General features: G+C 62.8%; 14 protein-coding genes. 5 read left to right on the top strand and 9 right to left on the bottom strand.

Annotated features, from left to right (window positions below):
- The first annotated feature begins 1 nt into the window (after position 1).
- The 3 genes from AC1Q61_RS04000 (at position 2) to AC1Q61_RS03990 (ending at position 4,578) form a co-directional block, all read left to right on the top strand.
- Positions 2-1,660, top strand: coding sequence for a DNA repair helicase XPB (locus AC1Q61_RS04000; protein WP_019744947.1), 1,659 nt, complete (start codon positions 2-4; stop codon positions 1,658-1,660).
- Positions 1,661-1,762: 102 nt separating this feature from the next.
- Positions 1,763-3,841, top strand: a complete 2,079-nt coding sequence (locus AC1Q61_RS03995) for an amidohydrolase family protein (protein WP_042921704.1) — start codon at positions 1,763-1,765, stop codon at positions 3,839-3,841.
- A 74-nt stretch (positions 3,842-3,915) separates the two neighbouring features.
- Entirely contained in the window at positions 3,916-4,578 is a 663-nt protein-coding gene (locus tag AC1Q61_RS03990) for a DUF3239 domain-containing protein (protein WP_003940490.1), read from the top strand.
- A 9-nt stretch (positions 4,579-4,587) separates the two neighbouring features.
- On the opposite strand, the gene AC1Q61_RS03985 is transcribed toward AC1Q61_RS03990, so the two are convergent.
- From AC1Q61_RS03985 to AC1Q61_RS03960, 6 genes are read right to left on the bottom strand one after another with little or no spacing between them, the layout of a single operon-like run.
- Positions 4,588-5,574 carry an LLM class F420-dependent oxidoreductase gene (locus AC1Q61_RS03985; RefSeq protein ID WP_003940565.1) on the bottom strand — a complete coding sequence of 329 codons (987 nt, stop codon included), beginning with the start codon at positions 5,572-5,574 and terminating at the stop codon, positions 4,588-4,590.
- Between the two features lie 13 nt (positions 5,575-5,587).
- Positions 5,588-6,820, bottom strand: a complete 1,233-nt coding sequence (locus AC1Q61_RS03980; RefSeq protein WP_042451237.1) for an MFS transporter — start codon at positions 6,818-6,820, stop codon at positions 5,588-5,590.
- Entirely contained in the window at positions 6,817-8,163 is a 1,347-nt protein-coding gene (locus AC1Q61_RS03975; RefSeq protein WP_042921792.1) for an LLM class flavin-dependent oxidoreductase, read from the bottom strand. The genes AC1Q61_RS03980 and AC1Q61_RS03975 overlap by 4 nt, the downstream gene beginning before the upstream one ends.
- A gap of 31 nt (positions 8,164-8,194) precedes the next feature.
- Positions 8,195-9,067 (bottom strand): ABC transporter permease, encoded by an 873-nt coding sequence (locus AC1Q61_RS03970; RefSeq protein ID WP_215516048.1) that lies wholly within the window; start codon positions 9,065-9,067, stop codon positions 8,195-8,197.
- Positions 9,060-9,881: an ABC transporter ATP-binding protein gene (locus AC1Q61_RS03965; RefSeq protein WP_003940477.1), complete on the bottom strand. Its 822-nt coding sequence runs from the start codon at positions 9,879-9,881 to the stop codon at positions 9,060-9,062. The genes AC1Q61_RS03970 and AC1Q61_RS03965 overlap by 8 nt, the downstream gene beginning before the upstream one ends.
- Positions 9,878-10,957, bottom strand: a complete 1,080-nt coding sequence (locus tag AC1Q61_RS03960; RefSeq protein WP_007733528.1) for an ABC transporter substrate-binding protein — start codon at positions 10,955-10,957, stop codon at positions 9,878-9,880. The genes AC1Q61_RS03965 and AC1Q61_RS03960 overlap by 4 nt, the downstream gene beginning before the upstream one ends.
- Positions 10,958-11,234: 277 nt before the next feature.
- Between AC1Q61_RS03960 and AC1Q61_RS03955 the strand changes: the two genes are divergently transcribed.
- On the top strand, positions 11,235-12,197 hold the full coding sequence (locus AC1Q61_RS03955; protein WP_042921708.1) for a sigma-70 family RNA polymerase sigma factor: 963 nt from the start codon (positions 11,235-11,237) through the stop codon (positions 12,195-12,197).
- On the opposite strand, the gene AC1Q61_RS03950 is transcribed toward AC1Q61_RS03955, so the two are convergent.
- The gene (locus tag AC1Q61_RS03950; RefSeq protein ID WP_003940267.1) at positions 12,173-13,894 is read right to left on the bottom strand and encodes an FUSC family protein; all 1,722 of its coding nucleotides are present in this window, start codon (positions 13,892-13,894) and stop codon (positions 12,173-12,175) included. The two genes, AC1Q61_RS03955 and AC1Q61_RS03950, sit on opposite strands and share 25 nt — an antisense overlap.
- A gap of 187 nt (positions 13,895-14,081) precedes the next feature.
- On the opposite strand from AC1Q61_RS03950, the gene AC1Q61_RS03945 reads away from it, so the two are divergent.
- A complete protein-coding gene (locus AC1Q61_RS03945; protein WP_003940501.1) occupies positions 14,082-15,260 on the top strand; it encodes an acyl-CoA dehydrogenase family protein in 1,179 nt (392 codons plus the stop codon).
- A gap of 4 nt (positions 15,261-15,264) precedes the next feature.
- Here AC1Q61_RS03945 and AC1Q61_RS03940 read toward each other — a convergent pair whose 3' ends face one another.
- Positions 15,265-15,891 carry a TetR/AcrR family transcriptional regulator gene (locus AC1Q61_RS03940; protein ID WP_030535343.1) on the bottom strand — a complete coding sequence of 209 codons (627 nt, stop codon included), beginning with the start codon at positions 15,889-15,891 and terminating at the stop codon, positions 15,265-15,267.
- Positions 15,888-16,544: a TetR/AcrR family transcriptional regulator gene (locus AC1Q61_RS03935; RefSeq protein ID WP_042921711.1), complete on the bottom strand. Its 657-nt coding sequence runs from the start codon at positions 16,542-16,544 to the stop codon at positions 15,888-15,890. Before AC1Q61_RS03935 ends, AC1Q61_RS03940 begins: the two co-directional genes overlap by 4 nt.
- Between the last annotated feature and the right edge of the window lie 120 nt (positions 16,545-16,664).

Genomic DNA, 16,664 nt, shown 5'->3' with positions numbered 1-16,664 from the left:
CGTGACCGACGGACCGTTGATCGTCCAATCCGACAAGACGCTGCTGTTGGAGGTCGACCACGAGCGCGCCGGCGATGCCAGGCAGGCAATCGCCCCCTTCGCGGAACTCGAACGCGCCCCCGAGCACGTCCACACGTATCGCATCACTCCCCTGGCCCTGTGGAATGCCCGCGCCGCCGGACACGACGCCGAGCAGGTTGTCGACGCTCTGGTTTCGTTCTCACGATTCGCTGTTCCGCAACCGCTGCTGGTCGACATCGTCGACACGATGGCCAGGTACGGACGCTTGCAGCTGGTCAAGAGCCCGGTGCACGGCCTCATCCTGGTCAGCCTCGACCGGGCAGTCCTCACCGAGGTGATGCGACACAAGAAGATCTCACCGATGCTCGGTGAGAAGGTCGACGACGACACGGTGATCGTCCACCCGAGCGAACGCGGCCGCCTCAAGCAGATGTTGCTCAAGGTGGGCTGGCCGGCCGAGGACCTCGCCGGCTATGTGGACGGCGAAGCGCACCCGATCGATCTCGCTTTCGAAGAGGGCCACTGGGAACTGCGCGACTACCAGCAGATGGCCGCGGATTCGTTCTGGGCCGGCGGCTCGGGCGTCGTCGTGCTGCCATGTGGCGCCGGCAAGACGATGGTGGGCGCAGCAGCCATGGCAAAGGCCAAAGCCACCACACTCATCCTCGTCACCAATACCGTCGCCGGTCGTCAGTGGAAGCGTGAGCTCATCGCCCGCACGTCGTTGACCGAGGAAGAAATCGGCGAATACTCCGGCGAGCGCAAGGAGATTCGGCCGGTCACGATCGCGACCTACCAGGTGATCACGCGTCGTACGAAGGGCGAGTACAAGCATCTCGAACTCTTCGACTCCCGCGACTGGGGACTGGTGATCTACGACGAGGTCCACTTGCTGCCCGCGCCCGTCTTCCGGATGACGGCAGACCTGCAGTCGCGCCGCCGTCTCGGCCTGACCGCAACGCTGGTTCGTGAGGACGGCCGCGAAGGCGACGTCTTCTCGCTCATCGGGCCCAAGCGCTACGACGCTCCGTGGAAGGACATCGAAGCGCAGGGCTGGATCGCGCCGGCAGACTGCGTCGAGGTGCGAGTGACGATGACGGACGCCGAGCGCATGTCCTATGCCGTCGCCGAACCGGAGGAGCGCTACAAACTGTGCTCCACGGCGCACACCAAAATTGCTGTCGTGAAGTCCATTCTGGCGAAGCACCCCGATTCCCCGACCTTGGTGATCGGTGCGTATCTCGATCAGCTCGACGAACTCGGCGAAGCCCTGAACGCGCCGGTGATCAAGGGATCCACCAAGAACAAGGAACGTGAGATCCTGTTCGATCAGTTCCGTAACGGTGAGATCCAGACGCTGGTGGTGAGTAAGGTCGCGAACTTCTCGATCGACCTTCCGGAGGCGTCTGTCGCCGTGCAGGTTTCGGGAACCTTCGGATCGAGACAGGAAGAAGCTCAGCGGCTCGGACGACTGTTGCGACCCAAGCACGACGGCGGTCAGGCCCACTTCTATTCGGTGGTTTCCCGCGACACTCTCGATGCGGAATACGCGGCACATCGTCAGCGATTCCTCGCCGAACAGGGCTACGCCTACCGGATCACCGACGCCGATGACCTGCTCGGACCTGCAATCGGCTGAGCATTTCTGCAACACGTTGCAGAATCAAATGGACATACGTCCAGTTACCTGTAGAGTGTCCCCTGTCACAGTCGTGTCCATCGGCCGGGGGTCACCAGCACCATGCGCTCAGTTCCACGTCTACGGGGTCGGCTCGCCGGAACCATCTCGCTGCTGACTGCCGCCGTCGTCGTCGCCACGACCGGCGTCAGCGCCGCGGCACCGAGTCCTGCTCCTACCGCGCAGAACTCGGTGTACGCACTTGCGAACGGTTGCTTCGCGCTGCGCACCGAGTCTGGTGATTTCGTCCGTCGTGACGGGTCGGCGTACCTCACCGACGTAACGAAAGCCGCAGACGCCGAACCGTTCCGGCTACATGCGGCCCAGTTGGGTCGTTTCATGCTGTACGGCCCGGACGGGTCGATGCTCTCGCACGACGGCGCGGACTCGGTACTCGCCACTTCCGAAGCAACTCCCTCCACCGACTGGACCGTGATGTCCACCGGTGAATCGTTCGTTCTGACCGCGACCTCGAACGGCCGTCAACTGATCTCGCGCGACTTGACGCTCACGATGTCCGATCCCGGTGACGTTCCCGAATCTGCGTTCACGCTGATCCCGCGCGACGGCTGCGCCGACTTCCCCGAAGCGGAGGTGGGCGCAAACGGCGTTCCAGGAGAAATCGGACCGAACGGTGAAGTCACCGGATTCATCGACACACACGTGCACATGAACGCTTCCGAGTTCATGGGCGGAAACCTGCACTGCGGCCGACCTTTCGATCCTCAGGGCGTCACCGCAGCGCTCGTCGACTGCCCGGACCATCAACCTGACGGGATACCGGCGCTCCTCGAAAACGTTCTGTCGTACGGCAATCCCTTCGAAACTCACGACACCACCGGCTGGCCGAGTTTCGCCGACTGGCCGGCGCACGATTCACTGACGCACGAGCAGACGTACTACAAGTGGGTCGAGCGGGCCTGGCGCGGCGGGCTGCGAATCTTCACCAATCTCTTTGTCGCCAATCGTGTCCTGTGCGAGCTGTATCCGAGCAAGCGAAATCCCTGTGACGAGATGGAGACCGTCCGGATCCAGGCGCAGCAGACACGCGAACTCCAGGACTACATCGACGCCCAGTACGGTGGTCCCGGCCGGGGGTGGTTCCGCATCGTGAGCTCGCCGGAACAGGCCAGGCAGGTGGCCGCCGACGGAAAGCTGGCCGTCACCCTCGGGGTGGAGGTGTCCGAACCCTTCGGTTGCTCTGTGCGCAACGGTATTCCGCAGTGCACCGAGGACGACATCGACCGCGGCCTGGACGAGTTGTACGACCTCGGTGTCCGGCAGATGATCGTCACGCACAAGTTCGACAACGCCCTCGGCGGTGCCCGTTTCGACGGCGGAGTCACCGGGGTGGCCGTCAACATCGGCAACTACCTGGGCACCGGGGAGTTCTGGCAGTCGGAACCATGCACCGGCGTTGCCGAGGACAATGTGCTGCCCACCAAGGTCGACGGCGCACAGAATCTTCTCGCGGTACTCCCACCCGGAGTGACGCTTCCGGTGTACCCCTCTGGTCCGCAATGCAATTCGCACGGCCTGACCGACCTCGGCGCGTACACGATCCGAGGTTTGATGGACCGAGGGATGATCGTGGACATCGATCACATGAGCGTCAAGACCGCCGAAGCGGCTCTCGATATTCTCGAAGCTGCGAACTACTCCGGCGTCGTTTCCAGTCACAGCTGGAGCGACCCGAGCCTGTACAAGCGGATCTACGCACTCGGCGGATTTGTCGCCCTGTACGCCGGACAACTCGACGCATCGGACGAAAAGCCCGAAGAGCGTGGGTTCATCGACCAGTGGCGGGACGCACGGGCGATGCGAAGCGAGAACTACTACTTCGGTTTCGGCTACGGCGCCGACACCAACGGCTTCGGGCCGCAGGCCGCACCGCGCGGCGACGCCGCAGAAAATCCGCTGCAATATCCGTACACCGCCTTCGACGGCACGGTCATGGACCAGCAGCGCGCCGGCACCCGGGTTTTCGACGTGAACACCGACGGCGTGGCGCAGTACGGGATGATTCCCGACTGGATCGCGGACATGCGCATCGCCGCGGGAGCCGACGGCGACACCATCATCGAGGACATGAGCCGCGGCGCCGAGGCTTACCTGCAGATGTGGGAGCGCGCGCGAAACTAGCTACGCTGGTGGACGGTCCCCGGGCGATCGGGGGCCGGTCCTAGATCGTCCGGCACCACCCGAAGGAATTTTTCGTGGCTGACTTCCAGTTCACCGTCGACAAGGCTCACGCCAAGTCGGTCAACGACACACTGGCCGATGTACGCCGCCTGCAGATTTCTGCGGTGATCTTCGCGATCGTCCTCGCCGCGGTCGGGGCCTGGTTGATCAGCATGGGCGAGGTGTGGTCCATCATCATCGGCGCAGTCCTCGCCATCGGTGCGGCCAGTTCCCTGTGGGTTGCCGTGTGGGCACCTCGCAAGGTGGGAAGCGTCGAATCTCTGTATGCGGACAACCCACTGGTTCCCGCGATCGTCACCGAGGTTCACCCTCGAGCGGCGACCTTGACGGCACTGATCGACATCGCGAAGCCGGCGGCCGGAGCACCGAAGTACGCGCTCGTCAGCCGCAACGTTCGACTCAATCCGAAGTGGCGAGTCGGCGACCGCATTCCGTCGGTGGCACTGCGTTCGGATCGTTCCACCCGAAGCAAGGCTGACACGTGGCAGATGGTCAGCCCCATGCCGATCGAGTGGGGAACCAAGGACTCGGCAGTGCTGGCACGCGCGATCGCTGCTGTCAGTGCGAGCGAGTGGAACTTCCTGCAGAGCCGGATCCCCGACTCCGAAGAAGTTCGCACCCACCCCGATCGCCGGGTTCTGATCAACCCGGCCGATCTTCCTGACTCGCTGCGCTAGTCCAAACGGTTACGCGAGCGCGGGCAGCACTTCCTTCTCGAACATCTCGATTCCCGACGTGTCGTACGCGGCCTCGGGGAAGTAGAAGATTCCGTACTCGAGTCCCTGCGCCTCGAGCGCCGACAGGTTCTCGATTATCTGCTCGGGTGTACCGACGGCAGGCATTCCGCGGAACGCGTCGAGCGACGCATCGGCGGCAGCTTCGCCGACCAACGGCGTCAGTCTGTCCTTCAGTGTCTCCAACCGCTGAGCCACCTCGGATTCCGTCGCGCCGATGGCCACGTTGTAGTTGGCCGAACGGACGATGGCGTCGAAATCGGTACCGACGGTGTCGCAGTGCTTCTTCAGGATTTCGGACTTGTGCGCGAAGCCGGCCGGGGTGCCGTCGAAGTTCGTGTACTGCGCGTACTTGGCCGCGATCTTGAGTGTGACCTTCTCGCCGCCACCGGCAACCCAGATGGGAATTCCGCCCTCTTGCAACGGAAGTGGACGGCACAGCGCTCCGTCGACCTGGTAGTACTTGCCGTCGAGCGTCGAGCTGCCGGTCGACCACGCCTGCTGCATGATCTGGATTCCTTCGTCGAGGCGGCCCAGACGCTCACCGGCAGAGGGGAAACCGTAGCCGTACGCACGCCACTCCTGCTCGTACCAACCGCCGCCGATGCCCATCTCGACGCGTCCACCCGTGATGAGATCGGTGGTCGCGGCGACCTTGGCGAGGTACGCCGGGTTTCGGTAGCTCATGGCGGTACACATCTGGCCGAGTCGGATACGCGACGTCGATGCACCGAGTGCGGCCATCAACGTCCACGCCTCGTGAGTCGCTTCTTCCGTCGGCTGGGGAACGGTGTGGAAGTGGTCGTAGACCCACACCGACTCCCACGGCCCTGCCTCCGCGCGCAGCGTGAAGTCTCGCATCACCTCCCACTGCTTCGCGGGGTCGATGCCGACCAGGTCCAGACGCCAGCCTTGAGGTACGAACAGTCCGAATCGCATGTAGCGAGCCTACCTACAGTTTCCCGACGCGCGACCGGGGTGACACCCGCGGAGAGTAGACCGGAATGAAGCGGAACATCATCGCCGCGCCGGCGAACGACGTCGCGCCCAGAGCGGCGAATGCCCACCCGAGTGGGAGCACCGCGGCGAGTAGACCGATCGCGAGCGGCCCACCGAACATGCCGGTGTCGTGAGTCAATCGCCATGCAGCGAGGAACTCGGCGCGTTCTTCGGGCGGGGCGATATCGGCACCGAGGGTCATGATCACGCCGTTGCCCAGCCCGTTGCCGATCCCCATCACGACAGCGACCACGGTCAATCCCACTGCACCCGTCGAGAACGGCAACAGTAGGTACGACACACCGATCACCGTCAGCGAAGGCACCGCGACCAGCCTGCGGCCGTATCGGTCCATGATGTGTCCGGCCGGGTACGAGCACAGCAAGTCCACGGCCGCACCGATACCGAAGATCACACTCACCTGGGCTGCATCCAATCCGAGGTGCAATGCCCACAATGGAAGAACGGCCTCACGCGAAGCGCGGGCGGCGCCCATCAGAAGGGAGCCTGTCCCGAGCGTCGACAGAGCGGCACGATGACGGCGAAGGATCTCCGGGAGCGTGACGTGTCCGTGATCACTGTTGCCTGCCTGCACCTTTCGTGGCGGGTCGGGAACGCGGGCCATCAGCGCCCCGGCGAGCACGACGCCCACCAACTGGACGAGGAATCCTCCGCGCGCTCCCACCAGGAGAATCACGCCGGCCCCGATGAGCGGTCCCAGGAAGAAACCCAACCGCCACATCGCGGCGAACGACGACATTGCTCGGGCCCGAAGACCGAGTGGCACGGTCTCGGCGAGGTAGCTCTGCCGCGCAAGGCCCCACACCGCATTCGCCAATCCGGTCAACAGTGCGCCGATACCGAGCATCCACGGAGTCTGCGCAAGGAGACAAATCACCACTCCTGTTGCACCCAAGGAACTTCCGCCGATGATCGACCTGCGCTCACCGAAACGCGACACGATCCTGCCGGCGGGGAGGTCACCGAGTACGGCGCCCAAACCACCGAGTGCAACGATCAGGCCGGCGACGGCAACCGATGCACCCAGGTCGCGCGCGGTGACGGCCATGATGGGGGCAGCCGCTCCCTGACCGATCCCGAAGATGGCCGCCGGTACGAAAACCGTTGTGACGAGTGGCTTGAGACCGGCAATCGCCGGCTGTTCCTTGGGCAGTGTTTCCGTCACGCGCTCACTTCTGCCGCGTCAGCGGCCCGCGAAAACCGATTCGCCGGACGATCGAGGCCGTAGTGACCCCGCAGGGTGGATTCCGTGTATTCGGTCCGGAAGATCCCACGCGCCTGCAGAATCGGCACGACCCGGTCGACGAACACCTCGAGCCCTCCAGGCAGATAGGGCGGCATGATGTTGAAGCCGTCCGCGGCGCCCTTGTCGAACCATTCGGTCAACTCGTCCGCGACCTGCTCCGGTGTCCCGGCAAATGTCCGATGCCCACGGCCACCGCCGAGTTTGCCGATCAGTTCACGGACGGTGAGGTTTTCGCTCTCCGCAAGGTCTTTGACGAGCTGGTATCGACTCTTGTTTCCTTGGATGCGATCGATGTCCGGCAACGGTGGCAGCGGGGCATCCAGCGAATGCTCGGTGAGGTCGACGCCCACCATGTTCGAGAGTTGGCGCAGTGAGTACTCAGGTGAGATGAGATCCGTGAACGACTGCTCCAGTGCCTTGGCTTCTTCTTCCGTATCCGCGATGAAGGGAACGATGCCTGGCAGCACCTTGATCTCGTCGGGACTACGCCCGTACTTGATCAGCCGCGCTTTGAGGTCGGTGTAGAAATCCTGCCCCTGCTCGAGTGTTCGTTGAGCGGTGAACACGGCCTCGGCATACTTCGCCGCGAAGTCCTTACCGCTCTCGGAGGAACCGGCTTGCACGAGCAACGGACGTCCCTGTGGAGACCTCGGCGAATTGAGCGGGCCAGCCACCGTGAATCGTTGACCGTCATGGTCGATGCGATGGACACGATCAGGATCGGCGAAGATTCCGGTCTCTTCGTCCAGGACAACTGCCCCCTCTTCCCAGCTGTCCCAGAGTCCGAGCGTCACGTCGAGAAACTCCTCGGCGCGCTCGTAACGACCGCTGTGCGTCGGTACCGCATCGAGGCCGAAGTTCGCGGCCTCGTCGGCGCCGGCCGACGTCACGATGTTCCACCCGCCTCGTCCACCACTGATGTGATCGAGGGAAGCGAACTTCCTTGCGAGAGTGTATGGATCGCTGTAACTGGTCGACGCGGTTGCAATCAGCCCCACCTTGTCGGTGGCCGCCGCGATCGCCGACAGCAAGGTGACGGGTTCGAAGATCGCCTGGGTGTTGTACTTGACCCGCGGGCCGACTGCTAGACCGTCGGCGAAGAACACCGAGTCCAGCTTTCCACGCTCGGCGATTCTCCCCAATTCCTGGAAGTGCTTGACGTCCAGGAGGTTGGCCGCATTTGTGCGTGGGTGGCGCCACGCCGCCTCATGATGGCCGACGCCCATCAGGAAGGCGTTCAGATGAAATTGTCGTTCGGACATGAGTTCGCAGAATCTTTCCGTGAATGTGTGGTCAGGTGGTGACGCGCCAGCGCGAGAGCCGACGTTCGATCAGGACCAGAATCGCGTTGATTGTCAGACCCAACAACGAGATCGCGACGATGCCCGCGTACATGTTCGGGATCTGGAAGTTGAGTTGTGAAGCGGTGATCAGATACCCGAGACCGGCTTTGGCCCCGACCATTTCGGCGGCGATCAGCACGAGAATCGACGACGCGGCTGCCATGCGGATACCCGTGAAGATCGTGGGAACAGCGGCGGGCAGAACCACCTTCTGGAACAGCCGAATCGAGGAGAACCCCAGCGAGGCAGCGGACTTGATCAGCAGGGGGTCCACTGTTCGCACACCGGAGATCGTGTTGAGCAGAATCGGGAAGGTGCAGGCGTAGATCACAAGGGCGATCTTCGATTCCTCACCGATTCCGAGAATCAGCACGAAGACGGGAAGCAGCGCCAAGGCTGCTGTGTTGCGGAACAATTCGAGAATCGGGTTGAGGAAGTCGGAGACCGGGCGGTACCAGGCGATCGCAATTCCCAACGGAATCGCGATCGCGATGGCCACGAAGAAGCCGGTCAGCGCACGCGTCAGACTGGCGGAAACATGCTCTTGCAATTGTCCGTTCTCGGCGAGGGTGAAGAATGCGGACACAACTTCGGTGAAGGGCGGGAGGAAGACCTTGTCCACCAGCCCGAGCCGAGGTGCCGCTTCCCAGATCCCGAGGAAGATCGCGATCGCAATCGACGGCTTGGCAATCCGCCAGGCGATGGAACGAATGTAGCGCGCCGCTTTGCCGCCGGCCTGGCTCCGCTGCGCAATGTCAGGTGTTTTGTCGGCCAACGGTTTCGGAGTGGCGACCACCTCCGGCGTCGCCAATGCGCTAGACATGTGCAACCTCCTTGGCAGGATCGAGTTCGCCGGCCCGAGCGCGCTCGACTTCACCGTGCAGTAGCGTCCAGATCCGGTGCCGGAACACTCGGAACTCCTCACCTGATCGCACGTCGTCGCCGGACCGGTCGATGTCGATGTCGACGATCGTCTTGACGCGCCCCGGCCGCGAAGTCAGTACTGCAACACGTTGCCCGAGGTAGATGGCCTCGTCGATTCCGTGGGTGATGAACAGGATCGTCTTGCCGGTGGCCTTCCAGATGCGCAGAAGCTCGTCCTGCAGCGACTCTCGCGTCTGTGCGTCCAGCGCTGCAAATGGTTCGTCCATCAGCAACACTTCGGGGTCGAATGCCAGGCTGCGGGCGATCGCGACTCGCTGCTTCATTCCACCGGACAACTCGTGCGGATAGCGATCCGCGAAACCTTGCAGACCGACCAGTTCGAGGTAATGCTCGGCGAGCTCGCGTCGCTCGCTCTTCTTCACGCCCTTCGCTTCGAGTCCGAACTCGATGTTGTGACGTGCAGTTCGCCATGGAAGCAGCGCGTATTGCTGGAAGACGATTCCCCGATCCAAGCCTGGGCCCGTGATCTGCTTGCCGTCCAGAAGGATTCGACCGGAAGTGGGCGAACTGAGTCCTCCGAGGAGGTCCAGCAGAGTCGACTTGCCGCAACCACTCGGCCCGACGAGGACCAGGAACTCCCCCGGCGCCACGTCGATGTTGATGTCCTCGACCGCGGTGAAAACTTCGTCGGTCCCACGAATGTCGAACTGTTTGGTGACGTGCTCGAGCCGTAGTTTCGGTTCTGTGCTCATTTTGCTGCCTCCAGTGCCTGTCCGTCAGCGCCGCTGTCGGGTGAATACGTTCCGTTGGCGTACGGGTTGAATTCGTTGGTGTAGATGTCCGACGGCTTCAACTTTCCTTCTTCGAGTTCGCCGTTACGGGTGAGCCAGTCGATCCACGTGCTGATCTCGGTATCGGTGATCGTTCCGCCGGGGCCGGCGACTCCTGGGCTCTTCCAGTAGCTGATGAGCTTGGTGTCCTCGTTGCGTCCGCGGCTGTTGATGATCGACGTCAGCTTCGCGACCACTTCTTCTCGTGGGTGTGTCTGCGTCCAGCGGATGGCCCTCGCTGTTCCCTGCACGAAATCGGCGACCGCCTCCTTGTTCTGCGCGATGTAGTCGTCACGGAACACCAACGTGCCGTAGGTGAACGAGCCGAACAACGATTCGTCCGTGAACAGCTCGCGAAGGCCACCACGTTCGAGCGCGGAGTCACGGAAGACCGAGCCGAGGGTGGCGACGTCGATCTGTCCCTGCCGCAACGCTTGTTCCGTGTTGACCGGCGGAACCACGATCAGTTCCACCTGCTTGATCTCGTCCGGTGTAAGCCCCTCCCGCGCAAGCCATTCACGCACGACGAACTCGTGGTGCGCACCGAGGGTGTTCATCCCGACCTTCTTGCCGATCAGGTCCTTCGCCGATTTGATCGGACTGTCGTCGAGAACGTAGTACCCGTTGAAGCTCTCCTTGTCGGAGCCGTAGTACCCGATGACCGAGGTGATCGGTGAACCCGCGGAAGCCAACTTCACCACCGCCCCGTTGAACGCTCCGCCGAACTCGGTTTGACCGGTCGCTGCGTTCTGAATGCTCTGAGGGCCGCTGGTCGTATCGCCGATCCAGTTGAGCTCCACGTCGTTGAAGTAGCCGAGGTCAGCGGCCAGTTCGGGGTAGATGACCTGTCCGGTGCTGCCCTCGTACCGCAGGACGGTCTTGCCGTCGGCGGTCTTGACCACTTCGTCGGAGGAGCCCGAGCAGGCAACTGCAAAACTGGACAGAGTGACAAGAGCGACGACCGCGGCTACCGAGCGCGCGAAACGAGGGCGAATCATGAAGTTGCTTCCTGTAGAAGATGATTGGTTCAGTTCTCGGCTACACCTGTCCGGAGCGCCGTGTGCGGCGCTCGGCACAGGCAGGTGTGGGGAATGTCAGTTCAACGACAACAGTTGAGCGACATGAGCGGGAAAGACCGAAACACGTGAGACTCCAATGAATGTGCAGACAGGATCGAGCCGTGAGCAGTGCCGAAACCATACGTCGGCACCCACTACCTGGGTCAACGGTTACATTCATGCCGGATTTAATGTGTGAGGTCCGTATCATGAGGGCATGCTTTCGCCGACGACTGCGCAGGACTTCGAGCAACACCGTGGCCACCTGACGTCGGTGGCCTACCGTCTCACCGGAAGTTTCAGCGACGCTCAGGATGCGGTGCAGGAAGCGTGGATACGGCTTCAAGTTGCCGAAAACACGCGAGGCGACGAATTGCAGATCCGCGAACTGCGCGGATGGCTCACCACAGTTGTCGGCCGAATCTGCCTCGATCATCTCAAATCGGCCGCGGTCAGAAGAGAAAGCTATGTCGGACAGTGGCTTCCGGAGCCGATCGTCACGCCCGTCGACGCCACCTCGGGCACACCCTCAGCGACACCCGATCCGCTCGAGTACGTCGTGAGGCAGGAACAGAATCGTTTTGCAGCCCTCGTCGTCCTGGACACTCTTACTCCCGCTCAGCGCGTTGCCTTCGTCCTGCACGACGGATTCGACGTGCCCTTCGCCGAGGTAGCGCGCATCCTCGACATCGAAGTAGCCACTGCCCGTCAGTTGGCCTCGCGGGCACGTAAAGCCGCAGCGTCGGCGCCGGCCCCGGTCAGTGGCGAGGAACATGCTGCCGCCGTCGAGCGATTGGTGACGGCTATCGCGAGTGGAGATCTGAACGCCGTGATCGATGCACTCGATCCCGATGCCGTCCTGATCGGTGACGCAGGCGGAACTACCCGCACGGCCGTCAACGTCGTTCGCGGCAGTGATCGTGTGGCGCGGTTCTACCTGGGATTGGCCCGCAAGTACGGACCGGCAGCGGTGTTCTCGATGTCACCGGTTCTCGTCAACGGACAGCTCGGCGGTGTATTCGCCGGCTCACCGGGGGACGACCAGTACCCGCAGTTCGCCGCTCGCGTTGCCGGCTTCACTGTCCGCGACGGAGTTGTGTGCGCAGCCTACGACATTGCGAATCCAGCCAAGTTCAGCGCTGTGCCGATGCTCGATCACACCGAACCCGAACGCAAGTAGCGAGACTCCCATTCCTCGAGGTGTGATCTGGACACCTGCGTGCCGAACCACAGTCGGTGCAGTACATCCGATCCCAGATGATGCAATTCGGTGTGCGTCCTCCACTGCTGCGACGCCCACTCGGGTTCGTTGTGGGCGGCGTCGATCCCGGCCATCGCGCTACCTCGCAGTTCGAAGTCCAGGTCCCGACGAAGCTCCGAAAGCTCCGACCAATTCGCCTGTGGTGCATAGTGCCTCGCGCGAATTTCGGTCAGCAGCTTGAACAGGACGCTACCCGCCCGTTCGTCGACCCAGATCAGAGTGCGTCGATGCGCACCGCGCCCCACCGTCCACAGGACCACCAACGCCACGACGACGCCGATTGCCGTCTCGAGCATGCGGCTGAGGATCAGATGTCGGACGGTCCCGTGCGCACCACCGGCCGCGCCGAGGAGAATCGCGAGGGCGGTGATGAAGATGACGGCTATCCCGTAATTCCGCACCAGGAACAGCTCGATCCCCGCCATCAGGACTGCAAGTACCGCCACCAACCACAGACCGGTCGGACTCCAGGAGTAGATGGCACCCAACAGAATCAACCCGAGGACGGTCCCACCGATGCGGTGGATTCCGCGATAGGTGCCCAGTATTCGATCCGGTCCTTGATGAAGGACCATCGCCGCGGCGATCACCGCCCAGTCCGGGCGATCGATGCCGAGCAGGACGGTGAGGGTTCCCGCCGCCATACAGGCAATGGACAGCCGAAGTGCCGTCACCGACGCTCGGCTGGACCGATTGCAGGCGCGGAGGAACCGATATCGGATCGTCGGGTCGGGCAGAGGCGGGTGAGCACCGACGTCGTCGACGTCGAACGCGGGGTCGGCCATGAGTTCCGGATCGTGGTCGTCGGAGATCGCCCTGGCCATCGAGATCTGCGCTCGTTCGAGTTCACGGGTCAACGGGTGGTCTTTCCCGACGATTGCGCCGCGGTAGAGGCACTGCCACGCGTCGTGCAGCCGAAGTGCTGCAGCGTGGCGTTTGTCTCGCGTGAGTTCGGGTGGGGCGTACGTCGCCTGAGCGTCCGTGTACTCCGCAACGGCCGAGACGGCTGCCTGTACAGCGCTGCGTTCGACAGCTCTCGGTGCCCACAGGATTCCCGTCATCGAGACGACCACCGCGCTGATCCCACCGATTGCCGTCCACATCGCGACCTCGACCGGCGGCTGACCGGGAGTGGCGATCACGGAACTGATCTCGGTGGTGAGCAACAGAAAGAACGCGCCCGGTGGACCCAATCGAAGCGCGTCGACGGTGAAGGCGCAGGTCGACACCACGACGGCCATGATCAGCACGACAAAGACGAGCAGCACCGTCGGCGCTCCCCCGGCGATGGCTCGGTGGACGGGCTCACCCACCGATGCCCCGACGAAGGACAGGATCGTCAGCGCCGTCGCAGCGATACCGACTGCCTTCCACCTGCTCCGGTACGGACGACCCTCACCGTATATCGATGCAAATGCACCGAGGCCGACCAGGAGCGAAGCAGACCCGAATCCGAGCAGTGTGGCGATGGCCGCCGGAATCGCCAGGGCGAGGGCGACGCGAACCGCTCCGGGGTACCTGTTTCCCACCGGCGGCAATCCGAACAGGACGCTGCGCGCCGGCCGCGGAGCCGGGAGGTTGGACTCGCGACCCGCTGATGTTTCTTCGGGGTCCACTGCCCATCCTTCGCGCCGGCCTGTTCGTGTCTGTGTCGTCCCATTCTTGCGGGCGGCCGACGTGGAATTCGAGGCGGGTCCGGAGGTCGATTCGACCACCCCTTTATTGACACTATGTCAACAGTGTGGATGATAGGTGGAGTCGGATCCGCTCGCGGGTCGCACTTCATCGATCGGGAGAATCACGATGACGCAAGGATCTACCGCAACCCGGACCGCAGAACGACGGTCCCCGTGGATGGACGACGAATTGGAGGCCGTGGCCGACCTGGCAAGGAACTTCTTCGCCAAACACGTCACACCGCATCAGAAACGCTTCGCGTCCCAAGGTTTTCCCGACAAATCCGCATATCGAGAACTCGGGGCGCTCGGGCTCGCCGGCATGTCGATCCCCACCGAGTACGGCGGCGGAGGAGGAACTTTCGCGCACGACGCCGTGCTGTTCCACGAGCAGGTCATGGCGGGTGATCATTCACTCCAACTCGGCGTGCACTCGGGAATCGTGCCGCACTACCTCAATGCCTACGCCGATCACGAGCACAAACTGCGCTGGCTACCGAAGCTGGTGAGTGGCGAGTGGGTGGGCGCAATCGCCATGACCGAGCCCGGCACCGGATCCGACTTGCAGAACATCACCACCCGAGCCGTCCGCGACGGTGACGACTATCTGATCAGCGGCGCAAAGACCTTCATCTCCAACGGTCGCAATTGTGATCTGGTGATCATCGCCGCCAAGACCGATCCCAGCCTCGGAGCGCGTGGAGTGTCGCTCATCGTGGCCGAGGTCGATGACAACACACCGGGTTTCGAGCGCGGGCGAATACTCGAGAAGGTCGGACAGAAGGGCCAGGACACCACCGAGCTGTTCTTCGACCGCTTGCGGGTGCCTGCAACAAACCTGCTCGGGGACCGCGAAGGCACAGGGTTTGCCCAGCTGATGCAGCAGCTACTGCCTGAACGATTGATCTGCGGAGTTGCAGCCACTGCGGCAATGGATCGTGCAGTCGCCCTCACCGTCGAGTACACCAAATCCCGAAACATGTTCGGGCAAACGCTCTTCGATCTGCAGAACACGCGCTTCGAGCTTGCCGAGTGCGCGTCCATCGCTCGTATCTCACGAACGTTCATCGACGACTGCATCGTCAAATACCTTGCCGGGCAGCTCGATGCGACTACCGCCGCGATGGCCAAGTACTGGCTCACCGATCAGCAGTGCGCCGTGATCGACCGCTGCGTGCAACTACACGGCGGGTACGGCTACATACTCGAATATCCCATCGCTCAGATGTATGCCGACGCTCGTATTCAGCGAATCTACGCCGGATCGAACGAAGTCATGAAGGACCTCGTGGCGAGATCACTCTGAGCAATCAGGAATCCGCCTCGCACGCCGGCAGAACGTCACGCACGATGGCGAGCAAACTGCGTACCAGCAGAAGGTGCACCTGTTCGCGGTCGAGGGCTCCCGTCACCAACCACTGCTTACTGGCGGCCTTCGCCAAGCCTCCGTACGCCACGATCATCGAATGAACAGCAGCCTCGCTGCCTTCACTCGGTCGAATCTCGAGCGCATCCATCATGCGTCGCGCAGCAACGTCGTCAGCATCCTGGAGGATCCGATCCATCTCGGGATCACGGCGGAGGTCGTCGGACATGACTGTCGAGATCCACATGTCGCGATGACGCCAGGCGACGTCGAGCCACCGATCGATCACGGCGCCGATCCGCTTCTCCTGGCTCGCCGATCGCGGAATGCGGTCCACCGCCACTTCGGGAATGAAGACGAACCGCCGCACGACGTCGAGATACAACTCACGCTTGGAGCCGAAGTAATGATTGAGCAGCGGACGTCCGACCCCAGCCGCCTTGGCCAACTCGGTCATCGAGACGTCGGCAAAAGACTTCTCCTCGAAAACCTTTGCCGCGCTGACAATGATCTGCTCACGCCGGTCTTCGGGACCGAGACGCCTTCCGCCTGTGGCCGACGCGGACGTCATTCTTTTCTCGCGGGCGTGCTGTTGACCGTCGCCTGCGCCTCGACCATGAGCGAAATGTGCTCCACCAAACGCTTTCGAGAGATCTTGGAGGACGGGGTGTGCGCCTGATAGATGAACGCGAGGGCACCGAACAGCCCCACCGAATTGAGTTCGGAGTTCGCGGAGTCGGTTGCCTCGCCGCCGTACATCAGCTCGAGCGACGCGGAAATCGGATTCGTGAACTCCGCCATCAATTCTCGCCCTCGATCCCACAGCGCAGGTTCCGCCTGGGATTCGACGAACATGATGCGTCCACGTCGAGGATCTTTGAATACGTAGTTGGTGAAGGCGTTCACCACGTGGCGGATCAGGGCCGACGGTGCGGAAGGCGCCGCCTCGAGAGCGTCCAGAATAGTGTCACGCGCACCGAGAACGACCTCGTCGAGCACGGCGACCAGCAGTTCGTCACGGTTGGCGAAGCTCTCGTAGAAGTACCGTTCGGTCAGCGCGGCCTCGCGGCAGGTTGCACGCATGGTCGCGGCGGCCGCTCCCTCGGTGCCCATGATCTGCAACCCGGCTTCGATCAGCTGTGTCCGGCGCGCGGCGCGGCGATCTTCCGGTTCCTGCCCACGCCACCTGCGCGGGCCGGTGCGCCGAGCCTCGGTATCCGTCATGTCCCCATGTTCTCACTGACCGGCAGCGCTCTCGACCTCAGGTTATCGCGGCGACCTCCGCAAGCGAACTGACATCGCCCGATGTCAATCAGTTGAATTCTGACATCAACCGCTGTTGAC

It is taken from the genome of Rhodococcus sp. MPR-R1B, from assembly GCF_058793255.1.
This window is presented reverse-complemented; position numbering and strand designations above follow the sequence as displayed.